The sequence below is a fragment of the Klenkia terrae genome (assembly GCF_037083865.1).
Lineage (GTDB): Bacteria > Actinomycetota > Actinomycetes > Mycobacteriales > Geodermatophilaceae > Klenkia > Klenkia terrae.
The window spans coordinates 55,400-77,412 of sequence record NZ_JBAPLV010000019.1 but is presented as its reverse complement, the minus strand read 5'-3'; the positions used below and the strand labels follow the sequence as shown (position 1 = coordinate 77,412).

General features: G+C 74.3%; 22 protein-coding genes. 15 read left to right on the top strand and 7 right to left on the bottom strand.

Annotated elements, in window-relative coordinates:
* The first annotated feature begins 124 nt into the window (after positions 1-124).
* The 8 genes from UXQ13_RS16770 (at position 125) to UXQ13_RS16735 (ending at position 8,693) form a co-directional block, all read left to right on the top strand.
* Positions 125-1,180 carry a GGDEF domain-containing protein gene (locus tag UXQ13_RS16770; protein WP_225233220.1) on the top strand — a complete coding sequence of 352 codons (1,056 nt, stop codon included), beginning with the start codon at positions 125-127 and terminating at the stop codon, positions 1,178-1,180.
* A 183-nt stretch (positions 1,181-1,363) separates the two neighbouring features.
* Positions 1,364-3,229 (top strand): molecular chaperone DnaK, encoded by a 1,866-nt coding sequence (gene dnaK / locus UXQ13_RS16765; protein WP_225233219.1) that lies wholly within the window; start codon positions 1,364-1,366, stop codon positions 3,227-3,229.
* A complete protein-coding gene (gene grpE, locus UXQ13_RS16760; protein ID WP_225233218.1) occupies positions 3,226-3,957 on the top strand; it encodes a nucleotide exchange factor GrpE in 732 nt (243 codons plus the stop codon). Before dnaK ends, grpE begins: the two co-directional genes overlap by 4 nt.
* Before the next feature lie 100 nt (positions 3,958-4,057).
* Positions 4,058-5,290, top strand: a complete 1,233-nt coding sequence (gene dnaJ, locus UXQ13_RS16755) for a molecular chaperone DnaJ (RefSeq protein WP_225233217.1) — start codon at positions 4,058-4,060, stop codon at positions 5,288-5,290.
* Position 5,291: 1 nt separating this feature from the next.
* Complete coding sequence (locus tag UXQ13_RS16750) at positions 5,292-5,711, top strand: heat shock protein transcriptional repressor HspR (RefSeq protein WP_225233216.1); 420 nt, start codon at positions 5,292-5,294, stop codon at positions 5,709-5,711.
* Between the two features lie 53 nt (positions 5,712-5,764).
* Entirely contained in the window at positions 5,765-6,262 is a 498-nt protein-coding gene (locus UXQ13_RS16745; RefSeq protein ID WP_225233215.1) for a MarR family winged helix-turn-helix transcriptional regulator, read from the top strand.
* 161 nt (positions 6,263-6,423) lie between these two features.
* Positions 6,424-6,903, top strand: a complete 480-nt coding sequence (locus tag UXQ13_RS16740; RefSeq protein ID WP_336392569.1) for a MarR family winged helix-turn-helix transcriptional regulator — start codon at positions 6,424-6,426, stop codon at positions 6,901-6,903.
* A gap of 53 nt (positions 6,904-6,956) precedes the next feature.
* Positions 6,957-8,693 (top strand): MDR family MFS transporter, encoded by a 1,737-nt coding sequence (locus tag UXQ13_RS16735; RefSeq protein WP_225233214.1) that lies wholly within the window; start codon positions 6,957-6,959, stop codon positions 8,691-8,693.
* 135 nt (positions 8,694-8,828) lie between these two features.
* On the opposite strand, the gene UXQ13_RS16730 is transcribed toward UXQ13_RS16735, so the two are convergent.
* The gene (locus UXQ13_RS16730; RefSeq protein ID WP_225233213.1) at positions 8,829-9,272 is read right to left on the bottom strand and encodes an OsmC family protein; all 444 of its coding nucleotides are present in this window, start codon (positions 9,270-9,272) and stop codon (positions 8,829-8,831) included.
* Between the two features lie 64 nt (positions 9,273-9,336).
* Complete coding sequence (locus UXQ13_RS16725; RefSeq protein ID WP_318249971.1) at positions 9,337-9,723, bottom strand: MarR family winged helix-turn-helix transcriptional regulator; 387 nt, start codon at positions 9,721-9,723, stop codon at positions 9,337-9,339.
* A 215-nt stretch (positions 9,724-9,938) separates the two neighbouring features.
* Here UXQ13_RS16725 and clpB point away from each other — a divergent pair, with 215 nt between their 5' ends.
* Together clpB and UXQ13_RS16715 are read left to right on the top strand one after the other, a co-directional pair.
* On the top strand, positions 9,939-12,569 hold the full coding sequence (gene clpB / locus UXQ13_RS16720; protein WP_225233211.1) for an ATP-dependent chaperone ClpB: 2,631 nt from the start codon (positions 9,939-9,941) through the stop codon (positions 12,567-12,569).
* Positions 12,570-12,708: 139 nt separating this feature from the next.
* Complete coding sequence (locus UXQ13_RS16715; RefSeq protein WP_225233210.1) at positions 12,709-13,392, top strand: hypothetical protein; 684 nt, start codon at positions 12,709-12,711, stop codon at positions 13,390-13,392.
* Between the two features lie 42 nt (positions 13,393-13,434).
* Here the strand turns inward: UXQ13_RS16715 and UXQ13_RS16710 are convergent, their stop codons facing one another.
* Entirely contained in the window at positions 13,435-13,872 is a 438-nt protein-coding gene (locus tag UXQ13_RS16710) for a hypothetical protein (protein ID WP_225233209.1), read from the bottom strand.
* Between the two features lie 35 nt (positions 13,873-13,907).
* Here UXQ13_RS16710 and UXQ13_RS16705 point away from each other — a divergent pair, with 35 nt between their 5' ends.
* Positions 13,908-15,455 carry a molybdopterin-dependent oxidoreductase gene (locus tag UXQ13_RS16705; RefSeq protein WP_225233208.1) on the top strand — a complete coding sequence of 516 codons (1,548 nt, stop codon included), beginning with the start codon at positions 13,908-13,910 and terminating at the stop codon, positions 15,453-15,455.
* Between the two features lie 46 nt (positions 15,456-15,501).
* Positions 15,502-16,128, top strand: a complete 627-nt coding sequence (locus tag UXQ13_RS16700) for a fasciclin domain-containing protein (protein ID WP_225233207.1) — start codon at positions 15,502-15,504, stop codon at positions 16,126-16,128.
* Here the strand turns inward: UXQ13_RS16700 and UXQ13_RS16695 are convergent, their stop codons facing one another.
* The gene (locus UXQ13_RS16695) at positions 16,129-16,593 is read right to left on the bottom strand and encodes a TspO/MBR family protein (protein WP_225233206.1); all 465 of its coding nucleotides are present in this window, start codon (positions 16,591-16,593) and stop codon (positions 16,129-16,131) included.
* A gap of 33 nt (positions 16,594-16,626) precedes the next feature.
* Between UXQ13_RS16695 and pyrE the strand changes: the two genes are divergently transcribed.
* Positions 16,627-17,181 carry an orotate phosphoribosyltransferase gene (gene pyrE, locus UXQ13_RS16690; RefSeq protein ID WP_225233205.1) on the top strand — a complete coding sequence of 185 codons (555 nt, stop codon included), beginning with the start codon at positions 16,627-16,629 and terminating at the stop codon, positions 17,179-17,181.
* Here pyrE and UXQ13_RS16685 read toward each other — a convergent pair.
* Complete coding sequence (locus UXQ13_RS16685; RefSeq protein WP_318249970.1) at positions 17,178-17,789, bottom strand: VTT domain-containing protein; 612 nt, start codon at positions 17,787-17,789, stop codon at positions 17,178-17,180. The two genes, pyrE and UXQ13_RS16685, sit on opposite strands and share 4 nt — an antisense overlap.
* Before the next feature lie 80 nt (positions 17,790-17,869).
* On the opposite strand from UXQ13_RS16685, the gene UXQ13_RS16680 reads away from it, so the two are divergent.
* Positions 17,870-19,291 (top strand): FAD-binding oxidoreductase, encoded by a 1,422-nt coding sequence (locus tag UXQ13_RS16680; RefSeq protein WP_225233204.1) that lies wholly within the window; start codon positions 17,870-17,872, stop codon positions 19,289-19,291.
* Between the two features lie 19 nt (positions 19,292-19,310).
* Complete coding sequence (locus UXQ13_RS16675) at positions 19,311-20,663, top strand: FAD-dependent oxidoreductase (protein ID WP_225233203.1); 1,353 nt, start codon at positions 19,311-19,313, stop codon at positions 20,661-20,663.
* Here the strand turns inward: UXQ13_RS16675 and UXQ13_RS16670 are convergent.
* Together UXQ13_RS16670 and UXQ13_RS16665 are read right to left on the bottom strand one after the other, a co-directional pair.
* Positions 20,641-21,312, bottom strand: coding sequence for a hypothetical protein (locus tag UXQ13_RS16670; RefSeq protein WP_225233202.1), 672 nt, complete (start codon positions 21,310-21,312; stop codon positions 20,641-20,643). The two genes, UXQ13_RS16675 and UXQ13_RS16670, sit on opposite strands and share 23 nt — an antisense overlap.
* Positions 21,309-21,947, bottom strand: coding sequence for a hypothetical protein (locus tag UXQ13_RS16665; RefSeq protein ID WP_225233201.1), 639 nt, complete (start codon positions 21,945-21,947; stop codon positions 21,309-21,311). Before UXQ13_RS16665 ends, UXQ13_RS16670 begins: the two co-directional genes overlap by 4 nt.
* Positions 21,948-22,013: the final 66 nt, after the last annotated feature.

The window sequence follows — 22,013 nt, the reverse complement described above, 5'->3', positions numbered from 1 at the left end:
ACACCGGGGGCGCGCCCGTCCGCGGGTCGGCGTTGCCGCGCCCGGGCGGGCGTGACAACCTCTGGCGACCGCCCGACCTGCGTCGATCACCCGGCGCAGGGGGGTGGCGACAGGGAGGCGGCGCGTGCAGGGGCAGGTGCGGCGCCGCGTCTACCTCGCGATCTGCCTGCTCGGCCTGCTGGGCTGCGCCTGGCAGATCGCCCGCCCCGGGGGTCAGCAGCTCGAGCGGACGGTGTCCTTCCCGCTGCTGGCGCTGTTCCTGCTCGGCGCCGGGGCGCTGCTGGTGTGGTGGCCGTCCCGGGTGCGGTGGGTGGAGGTCGGCGGGTTCGTCGTCCTCGCGGTGGTCTGGCTGACCACGATGGCCCTGCAGCTGGCCGCGGCCCCCGACGACGCCGCCGCGTGGGCCTCGCTGTTCCCGGGTGTCTTCGCCAACCTGTGCCTGCTCGTGGTGCTGGCCCACCTGTGGTTCGACGTGCGCTGGGCGGTGGTCGCCTCGCTGGCCGGCCCGGCGATCGCGCTGGTCGTCGGCACGGTGCGGTTCCTGCCCGTCGAGCCCGGGATGCGGAACTACGCGCTGGACCTCGCCGGCGCGCTGGGCTACGTCGTGGTGCTGGCGATGCTGGCCTTCCTCATGGCCCGCAGCAAGGAGGCCCTGGCGCTGAGCCGGGCCGAGGCCGCCCGGCTGCGGGAGCTCGCGCACACCGACGTCCTGACCGGGCTGCCGAACCGGCGCAGCCTGATCGACGCGCTGCACACCGCGGTGCAGGACCGCCGCGCCGGCGGCAGCACCGCCGTCGTCCTGTTCGACCTGGACCACTTCAAGGCCGTCAACGACCGGTACGGCCACGACGTCGGCGACCTGGTGCTGCAGGAGGTGGCCGACGTCGTGCTGTCCTCGCTGCGCCCGGACGCCGTGTTCGGCCGCTGGGGCGGCGAGGAGTTCCTCGTCGTGGTCCCGCGGGCCGACCTGGAGGCCGGGGTGGCGGTCGCCGAGCGGCTGCGCCGGGACATCGCCGCCCGCGGCTTCCCGGGCGGGCTGGCCATGACGGCGAGCTTCGGGGTCAGCGTGCTCAGCGACGCCGACTCGGTCGACGCGGTGCTGCTGCGCGCCGACCGGCTGCTCTACGTGGCCAAGGAGGCCGGGCGGGACCTCGTGGTCACCCGCCTGCCGCGCCCCTGACCGCGCGGGTCGCCCAGCCGTGCCGCTGTGGCGCAGGTCTCCGGCGACCCCCGGGAACACCACCCCGGGGTCTGCCGTTACGGTGGGCAGGAAAGTTGAGCGGCCAGGGCGCAAGGCCCGGTGGTCGCGAGACGACCAGCCAGCACCAGACCTGACCACCGCACGAGAAGGGCCAACTCCCCCATGGCACGAGCTGTCGGCATCGACCTCGGCACCACGAACTCCGTCGTCACCGTCCTGGAGGGTGGCGAGCCCACGGTCATCGCCAACTCCGAGGGCTCCCGCACCACCCCGTCGGTCGTCGCCTTCGCCAAGAACGGCGAGGTGCTGGTCGGCCAGTCCGCGAAGAACCAGGCCGTCACCAACGTCGACCGCACCATCCGCTCGGTCAAGCGGCACATGGGCACCGACTGGAAGACCGCCGACATCGACGGCAAGAACTACACGCCGCAGGAGATCAGCGCGCGCGTGCTGCAGAAGCTCAAGCGCGACGCCGAGACCTACCTGGGCGAGCCGGTCACCGAGGCCGTCATCACCGTCCCGGCCTACTTCGAGGACGCCCAGCGCCAGGCCACCAAGGAGGCCGGCGAGATCGCCGGCCTGACCGTCCTGCGCGTGGTCAACGAGCCCACCGCGGCCGCGCTGGCCTACGGCCTGGACAAGGGCGAGACCGAGCAGACCATCCTGGTCTTCGACCTCGGCGGCGGCACGTTCGACGTCAGCCTGCTCGAGATCGGCGACGGCGTCATCGAGGTCAAGGCCACCGCCGGTGACAACCAGCTCGGTGGCGACGACTGGGACCAGGCCGTCATGGACCACCTGGTCAAGCAGTTCAACGCCGCCAACGGCATCGACCTGTCCAAGGACAAGCTGGCGATGCAGCGTCTGCGCGAGGCGGCCGAGAAGGCCAAGATCGAGCTGTCCGGCGCGCAGTCGTCGACGGTCAACCTGCCCTACATCACCGCCGGGGCCGACGGCCCGCTGCACCTGGACGTGACGATCACCCGCGCGGAGTTCCAGCGGATGACCCAGTCGCTGCTGGACCGCACCAAGGCGCCGTTCAACCAGGTGGTCCGCGACGCCGGCATCCCGGTGGCCTCGATCGACCACGTCGTGCTCGTCGGTGGCTCCACCCGGATGCCCGCCGTCTCCGACCTGGTGCGCGAGCTGACCGGCGGCAAGGAGCCCAACAAGGGCGTCAACCCCGACGAGGTCGTCGCCATCGGTGCCGCGCTGCAGGCCGGCGTGCTCCGCGGCGAGGTCAAGGACGTCCTGCTGCTCGACGTCACCCCGCTGTCCCTGGGCATCGAGACCAAGGGCGGGATCATGACCAAGCTCATCGAGCGCAACACCACGATCCCGACCAAGCGCTCGGAGATCTTCACGACGGCCGACGACAACCAGCCCAGCGTGCAGATCCAGGTGTTCCAGGGCGAGCGCGAGATGGCCGCCTACAACAAGAAGCTCGGCATGTTCGAGCTGACCGGTCTGCCCCCGGCGCCCCGCGGCGTCCCGCAGATCGAGGTGGCCTTCGACATCGACGCCAACGGCATCGTGCACGTCCACGCCAAGGACCTGGGCACGGGCAAGGAGCAGTCGATGACGATCACCGGCGGGTCGGCCCTGCCCAAGGACGACATCGCCCGGATGATGGCCGACGCCGAGGCGCACGCCGAGGAGGACAAGAAGCGCCGCGACGAGGCCGAGACCCGCAACCTGGCCGAGTCCCTGCAGTACCAGACCGAGAAGTTCCTGGCCGAGAACGGCGACAAGATCCCCGAGGACAAGAAGGACGAGCTGGGCTCCGCCCTGACCGACCTGCGCTCCGCCCTCGGTGGCTCGGACATCGCCGCGATCAAGACCGCGCAGGAGAACGTCGCGCGGATCTCCCAGGAGGTCGGCGGGGCCCTGTACGCCCAGCAGGCCGAGAACGCCGCCGGTGCCGAGGGTCAGCCCGGTGCCGACGCCGGTGCCCCCGGCGCCGCGGCCGGCAACGACGACGACGTCGTCGACGCCGAGATCGTGGACGAGGACACCGACAAGAAGTGAGCGACCGACCGCAGGACGAGGAGACCCCGCGCGTCGTGATCAACGACAAGCGTCGGATCGACCCGACCAGCGGCCAGGTCAGGGTGCCGACCGGCGGGTCCGTGGAGGACCCGTCGGCCGGCGCCCAGCCAGGGTCGACAGTCACCCCAGGGGAGCAGATGAGCGAGCAGACCGGTCCGGCCCCCGAGGTCGACCAGCCCGATGCCGTGACCGCCGAGGTCTTCGATGCAGCAGACGCACCTGCCGACGGGCCGGCCGACGAGGCCGCCCGCCAGCTGGCCGAGCGCACCGAGGACCTGCAGCGGGTGACGGCGGAGTACGCCAACTACCGGCGGCGGGTCGACCGCGACCGCGTCGCGGTGGTGGACCAGGCCGCCGAGCGGTTCGCCGGCCAGCTGATCCCGGTGGTCGACGACATCGAGCGGGCCCGCGAGCACGGTGACCTGACCGGTGCGTTCAAGGTCGTCGCCGACCGCGTGCTGGGGCTGCTCGACGGCCTGGGCGTGACCACGTTCGGGACGCCGGGCGACCCGTTCGACCCCGCCCTGCACGAGGCGGTGCTGCACGACTCGTCGGCCGACGTCGCCGTGCCCACCGCCACCACCGTGCTGCGGCCGGGCTTCCGGCGCGGCGACCGCGTGCTGCGCACCGCGATGGTCGGGGTCACCGACCCCGAGCAGCCCGCAGCGCCCGCGCCGGACGCGGCGGGGGAGACCCCCGCGGGCTGACCGGCACCACCGCGGCCGGGGCGACGGACCGTCGCCCCGGCCGCACCCGCACTCACCCGTCCGGTCACCGGACGCACACCGAGCAGGAGGGGGGCGCCCGATGAGCACCCGGGACTTCATCGAGAAGGACTACTACGCCGCACTGGGCGTCGCCAAGGACGCCGACGCGGCCGCCATCAAGAAGGCCTACCGCGCGCTGGCCCGGGACCTGCACCCGGACAAGAACCCGGACAACGCCGCGGCCGAGGCCAAGTTCAAGGAGGCCTCCGAGGCCTACGGCGTGCTCTCGGACCCGCAGAAGCGCACCGAGTACGACGAGGCCCGCCGGCTGTTCGGCAGCGGCGGGTTCCGGCCCGGCGGCGCCGGCGGCGGCTTCCCGTCCGCCGGCGGCTACCCCAGCGGCGGCGCCGGCCAGCCCTTCGACCTCGGTGACCTGTTCGGCGCCGCCGGTCAGGGCGGGGCCGGCACCCGCGCCGGCGGCGGCGGTCTGGGCGACCTGTTCGGCGGGCTCTTCGGCGGCGGCGCCGCCCCGGGCGGGACCCGGAGCCGGCAGCAGGCCGCGTCGGGCCCGGCCCGCGGCCAGGACGTCGAGACCGAGGCGACGCTGGCCTTCGACGAGGCCGTGCTCGGCGTGACCGTGCCGCTGCGCATGCAGAGCCCCGGCTCGTGCCCCACCTGCCACGGCAGCGGCGCGAAGCCCGGCACCGCACCGCACACCTGCCCGGTCTGCAACGGGGCCGGGGTCACCAGCCGCAGCCAGGGCGCCTTCGCGTTCTCCGAGCCGTGCCGCGAGTGCCGCGGCAGCGGCTCCGTCGTCGACGACCCCTGCGCCACCTGCAAGGGCAGCGGGATCACCGACCAGGTCCGCACCATCACCGTCCGCATCCCGGCCGGGGTGAAGGACGGCCAGCGCATCCGGCTGGCCGGCAAGGGAGCCCCCGGACGGCGGGGCGGCCCAGCGGGTGACCTCTTCGTCGTCGTGCACGTGACCGGCAGCGAGCTGTTCGGCCGCAGCGGCGACGACCTGACCCTCGACGTGCCGATCACCTTCGCCGAGGCGGCCCTGGGCACCACCCTCACCGTGCCGACGCTGGAGGGCACCGTCTCCCTCAAGGTCCCCGCCGGCACGTCGGGCGGACGCACCTTCCGGGTCCGCGGCCGCGGCGTGCAGGGCAAGTCCCGCGCCGGTGACCTGCTGGTCACCGTGTCGATCGCCGTGCCCGCCGCGCTCAGCCCGGAGGCGCGCACCGCCGTCGAGGCGCTGGCCGCCCAGCTCGACGAGGACCCGCGCCCGGCGGTCACCGCCGCCGTCCGTGCCGGAGGGGGTGCATGAGGTGACCGAACCCCGGTCCGTGGCCGAGGACGCCCCGGTCTTCGTCATCTCGGTGGCCGCCCAGCTGGCCGGGATGCACGCCCAGACGCTGCGCCAGTACGACCGCCTCGGCCTGGTCAGCCCCGGCCGCACCGCCGGCGGCGGACGCCGCTACAGCCCCCGCGACGTCGCGCTGCTCCGCGAGGTGCAGCGGCTGAGCCAGGAGGACGGCGTCAACCTGGCCGGCATCAAGCGGATCATCGAGCTGGAGTCCCAGGTCGAGGCGCTGCAGGACCGGGTGCGCGAGCTGCTGGCCGAGGTCGACGACGCCCAGCGCCGCGCGATGGCCGCCGAGTCGGCGTTCCGGCCCGACTTCGGCCACCCCGCGCCGGGGACCGCCCTGGTGGTGTGGCGCCCGCGCGGTCCGCGGAGCAGCCGGTGAGCGCCGCGGACCCGGCCGGGAACCCAGGGGGCCCCGCGCACGTGGAGCACGACGTGAGCACCGCGACGACCACCACCGACCCCGCCGCGCACGAGGCGCACGTCCAGCTCGAGCGCGAGATCGCCCTGCTGCTCCGCCGGGCGCGGGCGATCCAGGGCCGGCTGGCCAGCGAGCTGCACCGCGGTCTGGACGGCGCGGCCTACGGGTTGCTCGTGCTGCTCGACGACGCCGGGCCGCTGCGGGCCAGCGACGTCGTCGTCCGGCTCGGCCTGGACAAGTCCACCGTCAGCCGGCAGGTCGCCTCGCTGGTGGACGCCGGCCTGGTCGACCGGGTGGCCGACCCCGACGACGGCCGCGCCCAGGTGCTGTCCACCTCGCCCGAGGGCCACCGGCGGCTGTCGGAGATCCGCGACGCCCGGCGGGCCCGCTGGGAGGCCGACCTGGCCGACTGGGCGACCGACGACGTCGCCGCCCTCGGCGCGCTGCTCGGCCGGCTGAACCGGCTCGGCGAGGCCCGCGAGGCGCAGATCGGCGCCCCGACCACGACCTGACCCACCCGCACCGCCACGACCGCCACGACGGCCGCGTCCCCGCACCCGGGGGACGCGGCCGTCGTGCGTCGTGAGGCAGGTCTCCGGGCAATGAGGTTGCAGACAACAACCATCGGTGTGAACATGGTTGGAGCAAGCAAGCAACTTCCTGGAGGTCCCCCGTGCAGCTCGCGCAGCACACCGCCGACCGGCTCACCGCCGGGCTCAGCCAGCTCATCCGCGCCGGCCGGCACCTCTCGCACGCCGCGGCCCACGAGCTCTACGGCGACCTGCCCAGCTTCGGCTGGGCGGTCCTCGTGCCGCTCGAGCGCGACGGCGAGCAGCGCTGCAGCGCCCTGGCCGCCGGCCTCGGCGTCGACGGCTCGGTCGCCAGCCGCCAGGTCGCCGCGCTCGAGCGCGCCGGCTACGTCCAGCGCCGTCCCGACCCCCTCGACGGCCGGGCCAGCCTGATCGGTCTCAGCGAGGCCGGCGCCGCCGCGCTCGCCCGCACCCGTGAGGTCCGGGCCGACTGGGCCACCGCCGCGCTGGCCGACTGGACCGACGAGGAGGCCGACACGCTGTGCCGCCTCCTCGAGCGGCTCACCGCCGACCTCGCCGTCGGCCGCCCCGCCCGCACCCCCCGACCGGCGGCCGTCGGATGAGCACCGTCGCCGACCCCGCCACCCCGCACACCTCACCCGCAGGAGCTCCTCGCATGGCCAGCACCACCGCCGACCTGCCGTCGGCCGAGCAACAGGGTCGGATGACCCACCGGCAGATCCTGGAGGCCCTCTCGGGTCTCCTCCTCGCGCTCTTCGTGGCGTTCCTGTCCTCGACGGTGGTCTCGAACGCCCTGCCCACGATCATCACCGACCTGCGCGGCAGCCAGAGCCAGTACACCTGGGTGGTCACCGCGACCCTGCTGGCCAGCACCGCGTCCACCCCGATCTGGGGCAAGCTCGCCGACCTGATGAGCAAGAAGCTGCTCATCCAGATCGCGATCGTCGTGTTCGTCCTCGGGTCGATGCTGGCCGGGCTCGCCCAGTCGGTGCCCACCCTGATCGGCTGGCGCGTGCTGCAGGGCCTGGGCCTGGGTGGCCTGCAGGCGCTGGTGCAGATCGCGATGGCCGCGATGATCAGCCCCCGCGAGCGTGGTCGGTACTCCGGCCTGCTCGGCGGTGTGATGGCCGTGGCCACCGTCGGCGGCCCGCTGATCGGCGGTCTGCTGGTGGACACCAGCTGGTTGGGCTGGCGCTGGTGCTTCTTCGTCGGCGTCCCGTTCGCCGTCGTCGCCCTGGTGCTGCTGCAGCGCACGCTGCACCTGCCCACGATCAAGCGCGACGTGTCCATCGACTACCTGGGTGCGGCCTTCCTGACCGCTGGCGTCTCCCTGCTGCTGATCTGGGTCACGCTGGCCGGTGACACCTTCGCCTGGATGTCGGTCGAGACCCTGCTGATGGTCGGCGGCGGGCTGCTGGCCGTGGCCGCGTTCATCGTGACCGAGCTTCGGGCCAAGGAGCCGATCGTCCCGCTGCGGCTGTTCAAGGACCGCACCACGACCCTGGCCATCGTCGCCAGCGTCGCGGTCGGCGTCGCCCTGTTCGGCTCCACGGTCTTCCTCGGCCAGTACCTGCAGATCTCCCGCGGCTACTCGCCCACCGCGGCCGGCCTGCTCACCATCCCGATGGTCGGCGGCCTGCTGGTCTCCTCCACGGTGTCGGGCATCCTGATCAGCCGCTACGGCCGCTGGAAGGCCTACCTGGTCACCGGGTCAGTGCTCGTCGCCGCCGGGTTCGGGCTGCTGTCCACGATCGACCACACCACGAACATGGTGCTGCTCGGCGTCTTCCTCGCCGTGCTGGGCCTGGGCATCGGCATGACGATGCAGAACCTGGTGCTGGCCGTGCAGAACACCGTGGCCGCCACCGACCTCGGGGCCGCGAGCTCGGCGGTCGCGTTCTTCCGCAGCCTGGGCGGCACGATCGGCGTCTCGGTGCTGGGCGCGGTGCTCAGTGCCCGCGTCACCACCCTGATCACCGACGGCCTGCCCGCCGGTGCGGCGGCCCAGGCCGGGGGCGGGGACGTCGGCCTGGCCACCCTCAACGACGCGCCGCCGGCGATCCAGGACCTCATCCGGGTCTCCTACGGCGACGCCACCGGCCGGATCTTCCTCATCGCCGCGCTGCTGTCGGTGATCACCGTGCTCGCCGTGGTGTTCATCCACGAGGTGGCGCTGCGCACCGAGAGCGGCGACGAGCGGGTCGCCCAGCAGAGTGCACCGACGGACAGCACGTCCGCGGTGGACCAGCAGCTGGCCGGTCGGCACACCGCCGGTGGGGTCGACGGCCCGGCCGAGCCGGTGCGGGTGACCGCGATCGTCGGCACGGAGCTCGACGACCACCACGGCCGGCACGAGTCGGCGGGCCGCGAGCGGGTCGACACCCGCAGCTGATCCGCTGCACCACCACCGAGAAGCCCGTCCCCAGCCGGGGGCGGGCCTCTCGTGCGTCGCGGGGGTCGACGCCCGGGACGACGACGGCCCCGCCTCCCCAGGGGGAGACGGGGCCGTCGGGGTGGTGCGGGTGGATCAGGAGACGAGCGCGGCGTCCAGGGTGATGTCGACGCCGGTGAGGGCCTTGCTGACCGGGCAGCCGGCCTTGGCGTCCTGGGCGGCCTTCTCGAAGCCGGCCGCGTCCAGGCCGCTGACCTCGCCGCGGACGGTGAGCGCGATGCCGGTGAGCTTGAAGCCGCCGTTGGCGGAGTCCGGGCCGAGCGAGACGTCGGCGGAGACCTCGAGGGACTCCGGGGTGCCGCCGGCCTGGGCGATCAGGGCCGAGAGCTGCATGGCGAAGCAGGAGGAGTGCGCCGCGGCGATGAGCTCCTCGGGCGAGGTGGTGCCGCCGGCCTCGTCGGCCGCGCGCTTGGGGAAGGACACCTCGTAGGTGCCGACCTTCGAGCTGGACAGCTCGACCTGGCCGGAGCCCTCCTCGAGCGTGCCGTTCCAGGCGGTGCGTGCGGTGCGTGTCGGCATCGGTGCTCCTTCGTCGTCGAGGGCGACCGACGATCGGCCACCCTGTTCAATTGTGCACAACCGATCAGCTGTGCGCGGTGTTCCCGTCGGCGGTCACGCGGTCGGTCAGGGTGCGCAGCTCGGTCTTGAGGTGGTCGAACTCCGAGATCGTCATGCCCAGGGCGCCGATGATCTCGCCGGACACCTCCAGCGCCTGCGAGTGCAGCGCCTTCCCCTCGGGGGTGAGCAGGATGGAGACCGACCGCTCGTCGTCCACCCGGCGGTGCCGCGTGACCAGGCCGGCGGCGGTGAGCCGCTTCAGCAGGGGGGACAGGGTGCCCGAGTCCAGCGCCAACCGGCTGCCGAGCTGCCCCACGGTCTGTCCGTCGGACTCCCAGAGCAGCATCATGACCAGGTACTGCGGATAGGTCAGCCCCATCCGGTCGAGCATCGGCCGGTAGCGGGCCGTCACGGCACGCGAAGCTGCGTACAGCGCGAAGCAGAGTTGGTCGTCGAGTTCGACGCTGGGTGACGGCGTGTCCGACATCGCCCCAGCTTAAGGGGCGTTGGCCAACCATGTGACGCCCACCCGTTCCGGATGCCCGCACAGGGTTGAGTGGAACAGACTCAACCCGACGCTCGTTGCCCCCTTCGAGAGCCCCCGGACGAGAGGAACACGCACCGACCATGGACAAGCTGACCACCCGGTCGCAGGAGGCCATCGCTGCTGCCCAGCGGCTGGCGGTGGACCGCGGCCACGCCGGCCTGGAGCCGCTGCACCTGCTGCTGGCGCTGCTGGACCAGGCCGACGGCATCACCGGCCCGCTGCTGCAGGCCACCGGCGCCATCCCCGGCGAGGTCCGCGTCAAGGCCGACGCCGCGCTGCGCCGCCTGCCCAGCGTCTCGGGGTCCACGGTGGCCGCGCCGTCGCCGTCCCGGGACTTCTTGCGGGTGGTCAACGCGGCCGGCGAGCAGGCCACCGCCCTGGGCGACGAGTTCGTCTCCACCGAGCACCTGCTGGTCGGCCTGGCCGCCGTCGGTGGCGAGGCCGGGTCGGTGCTGGTCGGCGCCGGGGCCACCGACGACGCGCTGCTGGCCGCCTTCCGCACGGTCCGGGGCAACCGCAAGGTGACCTCGGCGGACCCCGAGGGCACGTTCCAGGCGCTGGAGAAGTACGCCGTCGACCTCACCGAGCGGGCGCGGGACGGGAAGATGGACCCGGTCATCGGCCGCGACGCGGAGATCCGCCGCGTGGTCCAGGTGCTCTCCCGGCGCACGAAGAACAACCCGGTGCTGATCGGCGAGCCCGGGGTCGGCAAGACCGCGATCGTCGAGGGCCTGGCCCAGCGGATGGTGGCCGGCGACGTCCCGGAGAGCCTCAAGGGCAAGCGGCTGATGAGCCTGGACCTGTCGGCCATGGTGGCCGGGGCCAAGTTCCGCGGTGACTTCGAGGAGCGGCTCAAGGCCGTGCTGACCGAGATCACCGAGTCCGACGGCGAGATCGTCACCTTCATCGACGAGCTGCACACGATCGTCGGCGCCGGCGCGAGCGGGGACTCCGCGATGGACGCCGGGAACATGATCAAGCCCATGCTGGCCCGCGGCGAGCTGCGGATGGTCGGTGCCACCACGCTGGACGAGTTCCGCGAGCACATCGAGAAGGACCCCGCCCTGGAGCGCCGCTTCCAGCAGGTGTTCGTCGGCGAGCCCACCGTCGAGGACACCATCGGGATCCTGCGCGGGCTCAAGGAGCGCTACGAGGTGCACCACGGCGTCCGGATCACCGACGCCGCGATCGTGTCCGCCGCGACCCTGTCCGACCGCTACGTCACCGCCCGCTTCCTGCCCGACAAGGCCATCGACCTGGTCGACGAGGCCGCCAGCCGGCTGCGCATGGAGATCGACAGCCGTCCGGTCGAGGTCGACGAGGTCGAGCGCGTGGTGCGCCGGCTGGAGATCGAGGAGATGGCGCTGGCCAAGGAGGAGGACGAGGGCTCCCGGGCCCGGCTGGTCGCCCTCCGCGAGGACCTCGCCGACCGCCGCGAGCTGCTGGACGAGCTCACCGCCCGCTGGCAGCAGGACAAGGGCGCCATCGACCGCATCCGCGAGACCAAGGAGCGGCTGGAGACGGTCCGCTCCGACGCCGAGCGCGCCGAGCGGGACGGCGACCTCGCCCGCGCGGCCGAGCTGCGCTACGGCCAGCTCCCCGCCCTGGAGAAGGCGCTGGTCGAGGCCTCGGCCGGCACCGGCGAGGCGTCGATGCTCAAGGAGGAGGTCGGCCCCGACGACATCGCCGAGGTGGTGCAGGCCTGGACCGGCATCCCGGCCGGCCGCCTGCTGGAGGGCGAGACGGCCAAGCTGCTGCGCATGGAGGACGTGCTCGCCGGGCGCGTCGTCGGCCAGCCCGACGCCGTCCGCGCGGTGTCCGACGCCGTCCGGCGGGCCCGCTCGGGCGTCGCCGACCCCGACCGGCCCACCGGGTCCTTCCTGTTCCTCGGCCCGACCGGGGTGGGCAAGACCGAGCTGGCGAAGGCGCTGGCGGAGTTCCTCTTCGACGACGAGCGCGCCATGGTCCGCATCGACATGAGCGAGTACTCCGAGAAGCACTCGGTGTCCCGGCTGGTCGGGGCGCCCCCCGGCTACGTCGGCTACGAGGCCGGTGGCCAGCTGACCGAGGCGGTGCGGCGCCGTCCGTACACGATCGTGCTGCTCGACGAGGTCGAGAAGGCGCACCCCGACGTGTTCGACGTCCTGCTGCAGGTGCTCGACGACGGCCGGCTGACCGACGGCCAGGGCCGCACGGTCGACTTCCGCAGCACGATCCTGGTGCTGACCTCGAACCTGGGCTCGCAGGTCATCGCCGACCAGTCGATCCCGGCCGACGCCAAGCGGCGCGCGGTGGACGAGGTGGTGCGGGCGCACTTCAAGCCCGAGTTCCTCAACCGGCTGGACGACGTCGTGGTCTTCCGGGCGCTGGGCACCGAGGAGCTCACCGGGATCGTGGACATCCAGGTCGCGGTGCTGGCCCGCCGGCTGGCCGCCCGCCGGCTGGTGCTGGAGGTCTCCGACGCCGCCCGCGAGTGGCTGGCGATGAACGGGTTCGACCCGGTCTACGGCGCCCGGCCGCTGCGCCGCCTGGTGCAGTCGGCCATCGGCGACCAGCTGGCCCGCGCCCTGCTGGCCGGGGACATCCGGGACGGCGACACCGTGGTCGTCGACGTCGCCGGGGACCTGGACGCCGGGCTGACCGTGCGGCGGTCCGGTGCGGCCACCCCCGAGGAGCCGATCGACCCCGCCTCGCGGGAGCTGACCGCCTGACCCCGCCGCGACGGGCCCGCCGACACGCCGTCGGCGGGCCCGTCGTGCACCCCGTCGTGCCGTCCCGGCTCGCCACCGTCTCGTTGGCCCGCCATGATCACTGCGCCCGGCGCGCGCCGGGTCCGGACGAGGAGGACGCATGACCGCAGGACAGGGACAGCCCGACGGCTCGTGGGGGCAGCCCCCGCAGGGTGGCCCCGGTCAGCCCCCGCAGGGGTACGGCCAGCAGCCGCCCCAGGGCTACGGCCAGCAGGGCCAGCAGCCCCCGCCGGGGTACGGCCAGCAGCCGCCGCAGGGCTACGGCCAGCAGGGCTACGGCCAGGGCGGTTACCCGTCGGCCCCGCAGGCCGGCTTCGGTGCCCCGGGCCAGGCGCCGCCGCGGCCCTCGACGGTGACCAACGGCGTCTACGCCTTCGTCGCGGCCACGGTCATCGGCCTCATCGGGTCGATCATCACCTTCGCCAACCTGGACACGATCCTGGACAACGCCTACCGGGACGCCGGGATCGACCCGAACTCGGTCGACGCGTCGCTCTCGGGCATCGGCACCGGGGCGGCCACGGCCGGCGCGGTCTTCGGCCTGATCATCTTCGCCGCCTACTGCGCGGTCATCTGGTTCGCCTACCAGGGCAAGAACTGGGCCCGGATCGTGCTCTTCGTGCTCGGCGGGATCAGCCTGCTGTCGGTGTTCAACGTCGCCGGCACCGGCGTCGCGCTGATCACCATCACCAGCATCCTCCAGCTGCTGCTCATCGCCGCCGGCATCTTCTTCCTGGCCCAGAAGGCCTCGAGCCAGTGGTACGCGGCCATGAAGGGCCGCTGAGCGCCCAGGCACAGGACCGCGGGGGTCGCAGGGCCCCCGCGGTCAGCCCGTCCGGCGGGCCGGCAGCCAGGCCCGGGTGGTGCGGGCCAGCAGGCTGCTGACCGCGGCCACGCAGAGCACGAGCACCAGCAGCGAGAGGATCGTCGTCCCGCCGGCGGTGAGCGTGGACAGCAGCGTGCGCAGGCCCAGGAACAGCGCGGCCCCGACCCCCAGCCACCGGCCCCACGGGCGGCCACGCAGCAGGGCCACCGCGCCGACCCCGGCGGCCAGGGCCAGCACCAGGTAGAGGAGCTGGCCGAGCACCAGCGACCGGGTGACCGCGGCGCGGTCGAGCTCGGGCTGCGCGGCGACGAAGCGGTCGACCACCGTGTCCTGGCCGAGCAGGGTCAGCGCCGCGCTGATGCCCAGCAGCAGGGCCAGCGCGAGCAGGGTGCCCACGGCGACGCGCACCGACGGGGGAGCAGGCGTCCGGTCGGTCACCGCTCCACCCTGGCACGAGCCAGCACACTGGTGACGTGAACCCCCCGGCGACCCAGCACGAACCCCGGGTCGTGGCCCCCACCCGCGCAGCTGCCGCCCTCGCCGGGGTGCTCTCGGCCGCGGTGGCCCTCGGCGTCGGCGAGTTCGCGGCCGGGCTGCTCGGCGCGGAGAGCCCGGTGGTGGCCGTGGCCGACGCCGCGGTCGCCGCGACGCCGGAAGGGCTCAAGCAGTTCGCGATCGCCTCGTTCGGCACGGCCGACAAGGCGGTGCTGGTGGCCGGCGTGCTGGTCGTCGTCGGGCTGTGGGCGGCCGCGACGGGCCTGGCCGGGCGGCTCCGGCGGTGGGCCGGGATCGCCGGCGTCGTGGTGTTCGGCCTGCTCGGCGCGCTGGCGGCGGCCACCGCGCCGGCCGGGTCACCGCTGGACGTGGCCCCCCCGCTGCTGGCGGCCGCGGCCGGCGCCGTCGTCCTGCCGGCGCTGCTCACCCGGTTCGGCGCCGCCGGGCGTGCGCCGGCGGCCGGCCGCCGCGGCTTCGTCCTGGCCACCGGGGCAGCGCTCGGGACGGCGGTGGTCGCCGGCGGTGGTGGCCTGGTGCTCCAGCGCCGCCTCGCGGTGGCCGACGCCCGGGCCGACCTCGTGCTGCCCCGGGCCACCGACCCCGCCCCCCGCCTGCCCGACGGCGCGGACCTGGTGGGCGCCGTCGACGGCCTGACACCGCTCATCACCGACGCGGCCGACTTCTACCGGGTGGACACCGCCATCCAGGTGCCGCAGCTGGACCCCAGCCGGTGGTCGCTGACCCTGTCGGGCATGTTCGACCGGCCCGGCTCGATCACCCTGGCCGAGCTGTTCGACCGCCCGGACGTCGTCGAGCGGGACATCACGCTGACCTGCGTGTCCAACGAGGTCGGCGGCACGCTGGCCGGCACCGCGCGGTGGCTGGGCGTCCCGCTGGGGCCGCTGCTGCAGGAGTTCGGCATCCGGTCCGGTGCCGACCAGCTGCTGTGCCGCTCCAGCGACGGCATGACGATCGGGACGCCGACCCGCGCCGCGCTGGACATCGCGGACGCGATGCTGGCCTTCGGCATGAACGGCGAGCCGCTCCCGGTCGAGCACGGGTTCCCGGTGCGCATGGTCGTCCCGGGGCTCTACGGCTACGTGTCGGCGTGCAAGTGGCTGACCGGCATCGAGGCCACCACGTTCGACGCCCAGGACGCCTACTGGGTGCAGCGCGGGTGGGCGGCCGAGGGGCCGATCAAGATCGCCTCGCGGATCGACACCCCGGTCCGCGACGTCGACGCCGGCCAGGTGGTCGTGGCCGGGGTGGCCTGGGCCCAGGGCACCGGCATCGAGCTGGTCGAGGTGCGGGTGGACGACGGCCGCTGGCGCGAGGCCGAGCTGTCCCCGGAGGTCGGCCCCGACCTGTGGCGGCAGTGGTACCTGCCGGTGGACCTGGACCGCGGCACGCACCAGGTGTCGGTGCGGGCCACGGACGCCGACGGCCGCCGGCAGCCCGAGGAGCAAGCCCCGCCGTTCCCGGACGGCGCGACGGGCTGGCACACCGTCGAGGTGCAGGCCGGCTGATGCCGGACACTGGTCGCCAGTCCCCGACCGCTAGGAGCCCCCGACCATGACCAGCACCCGCCGCGCCCGCGGCGCCCTGATCGCGGCCACCGTCGTCCTCGTGGTCGGTGGTTGCTCCTCCGACGCCGGCACGGACGACGCGGCCGGCAGCTCGACGGCCACCACGACGTCCGCGCCGGCCACGGCCACCGGCCCGATCGGCGCCGGCTGCGCGCAGCTGCAGGTCGACCCGGCCGCCGCGGCCACGCTGCCGGCCGGCACCGCCCTGGCCGCCGTCCCGCTGCTGAGCACGCTGGCCTCGGTGGTCGGCACGGCGAACCTGACCGCGGCGCTGGACGCGCAGACCGAGATCACCGTGCTGGCGCCGGCCAACGCGGCCTTCGACGCCGTCCCGGCCGACCAGCTCAACGCCCTCGTCGCCGACCTGCCGCGGCTGACCTCGCTGCTCCAGCACCACGTCATCAGCGGCCGGCTGAGCCCGGACGAGCTGGTGGGGGAGCACACCACCCTGCTCGGCGACACCGTCACGGTGACCGGGTCCGCCGACGCCCCGGTGGTCTCCGCGGACCAGACCGTGCTCGGCGCGGTCGACGCGACCGTGGTGTGCGGCAACGTGCAGATCGCGAACGCCACCGTCTACGTCGTCGACCAGGTGCTCAGCCCCGAGGCGTGATCAGTTGCGCCGGGCGATGGCCCCGGACAGCACGGTGGCGAACGCCGTCCACGCGGCGTAGGGCGCCAGGGCGGCCGCGGCCGGTCGGCTGACCCGGTCCGCCCGGCGCACCAGGTCCACGGTGGACGCGGTGAGCGCGGCGGACTCGAGCGTGGCCAGCCACGGCCGGTGCGCGCGGAAGAACAGCGGCGTCCACGCCGTGTTCAGGGCCAGGTTGGCCGCGTAGGCGCGGGCGAAGTCGTGCCGCTGCTGGGCGTCGGACCTGGCCAGCACCTCGCCGCCGGCCCAGGCGATCCCGGTGTACAGGGCGCTCCACACGATGCCGAAGGCCTGCGGCGGCGGGTAGAACGACGGCGTGGACAGGCCGCGGAACCAGCGGCTGCCCGGGTCGGTCGCCAGCCCGCCCACCAGCGCCGAGCCAGCGGCCAGGACGGCCGCACCGATCCGGTCCGAGGAGGTCGTCATGCCCGGATGGTCGTCCTCAGTAGGGTCGGCCGCATGACGGCGACCACCCCGCACCCCGACCGGACGCGCCTGCAGGAGCTGATCACCGAGCTCGCGGTGGTGCACGGCAAGGTCACGCTGTCCTCCGGGCGCGAGGCCGACTACTACGTCGACCTGCGCCGCCTGACGCTGCACCACGAGGGCGCACCGCTGGTCGGACGGGTGATGCGCCAGCTGACCGCGGACCTCCGCTACGACGTCGTCGGCGGGCTCACGCTGGGCGCCGACCCGGTGGCCACGGCGATGCTGCACGCGGCCGCCGAGGGCCAGGGCTTCCTGGACGCCTGCGTGGTGCGCAAGCAGGGCAAGGCGCACGGGCTGCAGCGGCGGATCGAGGGCCCGGACGTCGCCGGGCGCGCGGTGCTGGTCGTGGAGGACGTCTCGACCACCGGCGGCAGCCCGCTGACCGCGGCGGAGGCGTTGACCGAGGCCGGCGCGGAGGTGGTGGCGGTCGCGGTGATCGTCGACCGCGGTGCCCGCGCGGCGGTCGAGGCCGCCGGCTACGAGTACCGCGCCGCCTTCGACCTCTCGGACCTGGGCCTGGCCTAGGCCGCCGAGCCGGCTCGCCGGTTGCGGACGACCTCGATCACGACCGGGACCAGCGACAGCGCGACGATGCCCAGGATGAACAGCTCGACGTGCTCCCGGACGACGGTGACCTGGCCCAGCCAGTAGCCCAGCAGCGTCACGCCGCCGGCCCACAGCACGCCGCCGATCACCGACCACACCGCGTAGCGGCGGAAGTCCATGAGCGACGCGCCGGCCATGACGGTCGCGAAGGTCCGGATGATCGGCACGAAGCGGGCCAGCAGGATCGTCCGGCTGCCGTTGCGGTCGAAGAAGGCCTGCGACTTGTGCACGTACTCGGCCTTGAACAGCCGGCTGTCCGGGCGGCTGAACACCGCCGGCCCGAGCCGCCGGCCGATCCAGTAGCCGACCAGGTTGCCGGCGATCGCGGCCAGCGGCAGCGCGACCAGCAGCACCCACAGCGGCACGGTGAACACCCCGCCGGCGACCAGCAGCCCGGCGGTGAACAGCAGCGAGTCCCCGGGCAGGAAGAACCCGACGAGCAGCCCGCACTCGGCGAACAGGATCACCACCAGCCCGATGAGGCCGAAGGTGTTGACCAGGTGCTCGGGGTCCAGGAAGGAGCTCACGGGGCGGGACCGTACGTGCGCCGGCTGTGGGTTCCCTGGACGACGGCGGGCGTGTCGGTGCCAGGTCGTACGGTGAGGAGGTGACCGCCACCACAGCGACGACGACGTCGCCGACCGCGCCCACCCCGGCGTGGCTGGCCGAGCTCACCGCGGCCCTGGGCGCCGGCAGCGTGCTGACCGACCCCGACGTGACCGCCTCCTACGCCCGCGACCAGGCGATGCTGGCGCTGTCCGGTGTCCCGGCCGCGGTCGTGCTGCCGCGCACCACCGCCGAGGTGTCGGCGGTGATGACGATCGCCTCCGCGCACGGCGTGCCCGTCGTGCCGCGGGGCGCGGGCTCCGGGCTGGCCGGTGCCGCGAACGCGGTCGACGGTGCGATCACCCTGGTGATGACCCGGATGGACGCCGTCCTCGAGGTGTCGACCGCCGACCGGCTGGCCGTCGTCCAGCCCGGGGTGGTGAACAAGGCGCTGCGCGACGAGGTGGCCCGGCACGGGCTGTTCTACCCACCGGACCCCAGCTCCTACGACTGGTGCACGATCGGCGGCAACCTGGCCAACAACTCCGGTGGCCTGTGCTGCGTGAAGTACGGCGTGACCACCGACTACGTGCTGGGCCTGGAGGTCGTGCTCGCCGACGGCCGGGTGCTGCGCACCGGCCGGCGCACGGTCAAGGGCGTGGCCGGCTACGACCTGGCCAAGCTGTTCGTCGGCTCCGAGGGCACCCTGGGCGTGATCACCGAGGCCACGCTGTCGCTGCGCCCGGCCCCGCAGACCCCGGTCACCCTGGTCGCCACCTTCTCCACCACCGCGCAGACCGGGCAGGTGGTGGAGGCCGCCGTCAGCTGTGGGGTGGTGCCGAGCCTGTTCGAGGTCATGGACCGCACCTGCATCCGCGCGGTCGACGACATGATGAAGGCCGGGCTGGACCGCGACGCGCACGCGCTGCTGGTCGCCCAGTCCGACGCCGGCGGCGAGGCCGCGCTGGCCGAGATGGAGGTCCTGGCCCAGCTCTGCCGCGACGCCGGCTGCGACCTGGTGCACGTCACCGACGACGCGGCCGAGGGCGACCTGCTGCTGGCCGCGCGCCGGATGGCGCTGCCCGCGCTGGAGCAGCTGGGCACGACGCTGATCGACGACGTCGCCGTCCCGCGGTCGCGGATCGCCGCGTTCCTCGACGGCTGCGACGCGATCGCCCGGGCCCGCGACCTGGTCATCGGGGTGGTCGGGCACGCCGGCGACGGCAACATGCACCCGACGATGTGCTTCGACCCCACCGACGACGACCACCGCGCCCGGGCCTTCGCCGCCTTCGACGACGTGCTGGAGCTGGGCCTGTCGCTGGGCGGCACGATCACCGGCGAGCACGGGGTGGGCAGCCTGAAGACCGCCTGGCTGGAGCGCGAGATCGGCCCGGTCGGGCTGGACGTGCACCGGTCGGTCAAGCGCGCGCTGGACCCGGACGGACTGCTCAACCCGGGCAAGATGTTCAGCGCGGGCTGAACCGGGGCACCTGGGCACGGTGTCGAGACAACGGCTGGTGGTCATCGGGGGAGATGCGGGCGGGATGTCCGCGGCGGCGCAGGCGCGCCGGCTGGACGAGGACCGGGAGATCGTGGTCCTCGAGCAGGGCCACGACACCTCCTTCTCGGCCTGCGGCATCCCCTACTGGGTCGGCGGGCTGGTCGGTTCCCGGGAGGACCTGGTGGCCCGCACCCCGGCCGAGCACCGGGAGCGCGGGCTCGTCGTCCACACCGCGACCCGGGCGGCCGGCATCGACCTGGACGCCGGCCGGGTGACCAGCGACGACGGCCGCACCTTCGACTACGACACCCTCCTGGTGGCCACCGGCGGGCGGCCCACCCGGCCGCCGATCGAGGGCCTCGACGCCCCCGGGGTGTTCGGCGTGCACCGGCTGGACGACGGCGAGGCCCTGCGCGCGTGGATCGCCGACCTGCCCGCGGGCGCCCCGGCGGTCGTGCTGGGCGGTGGCTACATCGGCCTGGAGATGGCCGAGATGCTTCAGGTCCGCGGGCTGGACGTCACCGTCGTGCTGGCCGACCCGCTGCCGATGGGGCTGCTGGACGCCGACATGGGCGAGCGGGTCTGCACCGCCATGCGTGCCCAGGGGATGACGGTGCAGACCGACCAGGCGGTGCGCGAGGTGCTGCGCGACGCGGACGGCACGGCGTGCGGGGTGCGCACCGACGTGGGGTCCTACGACGCGCGGGTCGTCGTCCTCGGGCTGGGCATGGGGCCCGAGTCGCGGCTGGCCGCCGAGGCCGGCCTCGGCATCGGCGTGACCGGCGGGATCGACGTCGACGCCTCGATGCGCAGCCGCACCCACCACAACGTCTTCGCCGCCGGCGACTGCGTGCAGACCTACCACCGGCTCACCGGGGAGCCCGCGCACGTCGCGCTGGGCACCCACGCCAACAAGCAGGGCCGGGTCGCCGGGTCGGTCATCGCCGGCCGGCCGGCCCGGTTCGCCGGCGTGCTGGGGACCGCGCTCACGAAGGTGGGCGACCTGGAGATCGGCCGGACCGGGCTGTGCACCTCCCAGGCCGAGGCCGCCGGCTTCGCCTTCCGGTACGACACGGTCGAGGCGACGACCCGGGCCGGGTACTACCCGGGGGCCGAGGACATCGCGGTGAAGCTGATCGCCGAGCAGGGCTCCGGCCGGCTGCTGGGCGCGCAGGTGCTCGGCGGGTCGGGTGCGGGCAAGCGGATCGACGTGTTCGCCACCGCGATCTGGTCGGGGATGACCGCCGACGAGCTCGCCGGGGCCGACATCTCCTACGCCCCGCCGTTCTCCCCGACCTACGACGCGGTGTCGGTGGCCGCCCGGGTGGTCAGCCGGCCCGAGCGGGGCTGACGCCCCGCCGGGGTGCCGACCGGGCCAGCAGGACGGCGCTGCCGAGGCCCGCGAGGGCGAGCACCACCGCCACCCAGGTGCCCGGCTCGACCGTCGCGGTGCCCCCGACGAGCTGGAGGGCGGCGACCACGGCGCCGAGCAGGGCGAGCCCGGCGAAGACGGCCGCGGTGACCCCGGCGGCCCGTCGGGCCCCCCGCCAGACCAGGACCAGCAGCACGACGGCCGGGAGCGCCGCTACCAGGAGCAGGATGAGCAGGGTCTCGCCCAGGGGCGAGTACTCGTCGACGTCGGCGATGCCGGCAGCGATCAGCACCCCCACGACCACCGCGACGCCGACGGTCACCCCGATCCGCCCGACCCGGCCGGCGGGCACCGCGGCGACCCCGAACCAGGCGGCCAGCACCAGGCCGAGGACCGAGGCCACGACGGCGAACGGGAGCGCGCCGTCGCCGAGGTTCACCAGGTCACCGGCGTTGAAGTCCGTCGTCCGGGCGCTGAGCAGCTCCCCGGACGCCCACGGCAGCTGGGCGACGGCGGCGGCGAACGCCGCCACGGCGGTCACCAGCACGAGCAGCCACCCGACCAGCACGCCCGTCCGACCCGGCGCACCGGTGCCGGGCGCCGGCGCGGGCGGCCACGGGCTGGTCACGCGGCAGATCCTGCCCGAGCGGGGTCGACCCGGGCCAGCGACCGGACGACCCACCCGGTGGCGCCCAGGGCCACCAGCAGCAGCCCGCCCATCGCCCAGGCCCCGAGCGCGGGGGAGCCCGCCGAGGTGAGCAGGCGGACGAGCGTGATCGCGTGCGCGAGGACCCCGACGGCCACGGCCACGAGCGCGATGACGGCGCTGGTGAGGCGCCACCGCCGCCAGGCCAGCAGCAGGAGCAGGGCCGCCGGGACCAGCGAGATGACGAGGGCGCCGATCAGCTCGCCGGACGGGGCGTCCTGCTCCTGGGTGAGGGTGGCCACGACCCCGGCGAGCACCACCGCCGCCACGACCGTCGTCAGGGCCCAGCGGGTCGCCCGGGACCAGGGCGCTGCGGCCAGGCCGAAGAAGACGGCGGCACCCAGCCCGGCGAAGGCCAGGATCACCGTCGCCTCGTAGCCGGCGACCGCGACCAGCACGCCCTGGGTCGCGGTCACCTCGGAGCCGCCGTCCATGACGCCGCGGGCCCAGACGGTGTCGCCGGTCAGCGGGATCGACAGCAGGGCGGCGGCCAGGGTGATCAGCCAGCCCACCAGCGGGACCAGCTGCCGTCGGGCGGGGGAGAGGGCGGTGCTCACGGAGAGCGATCCTGCCGGGTGCACCGCTCGCCCGCTGTCGTCGTCCCCACATCGGGCGGGATACTG

Coding starts and splice junctions, on each gene's coding strand:
- dnaK (WP_225233219.1), top strand. CDS start 1,364: ATGGCACGAGCTGTCGGCATCGACCTCGGCACCACGAACTCCGTCGTC.
- dnaJ (WP_225233217.1), top strand. CDS start 4,058: ATGAGCACCCGGGACTTCATCGAGAAGGACTACTACGCCGCACTGGGC.
- UXQ13_RS16735 (WP_225233214.1), top strand. CDS start 6,957: ATGGCCAGCACCACCGCCGACCTGCCGTCGGCCGAGCAACAGGGTCGG.
- UXQ13_RS16730 (WP_225233213.1), bottom strand. CDS start 9,272: ATGCCGACACGCACCGCACGCACCGCCTGGAACGGCACGCTCGAGGAG.
- clpB (WP_225233211.1), top strand. CDS start 9,939: ATGGACAAGCTGACCACCCGGTCGCAGGAGGCCATCGCTGCTGCCCAG.
- UXQ13_RS16715 (WP_225233210.1), top strand. CDS start 12,709: ATGACCGCAGGACAGGGACAGCCCGACGGCTCGTGGGGGCAGCCCCCG.
- UXQ13_RS16700 (WP_225233207.1), top strand. CDS start 15,502: ATGACCAGCACCCGCCGCGCCCGCGGCGCCCTGATCGCGGCCACCGTC.
- UXQ13_RS16695 (WP_225233206.1), bottom strand. CDS start 16,593: ATGACGACCTCCTCGGACCGGATCGGTGCGGCCGTCCTGGCCGCTGGC.
- pyrE (WP_225233205.1), top strand. CDS start 16,627: ATGACGGCGACCACCCCGCACCCCGACCGGACGCGCCTGCAGGAGCTG.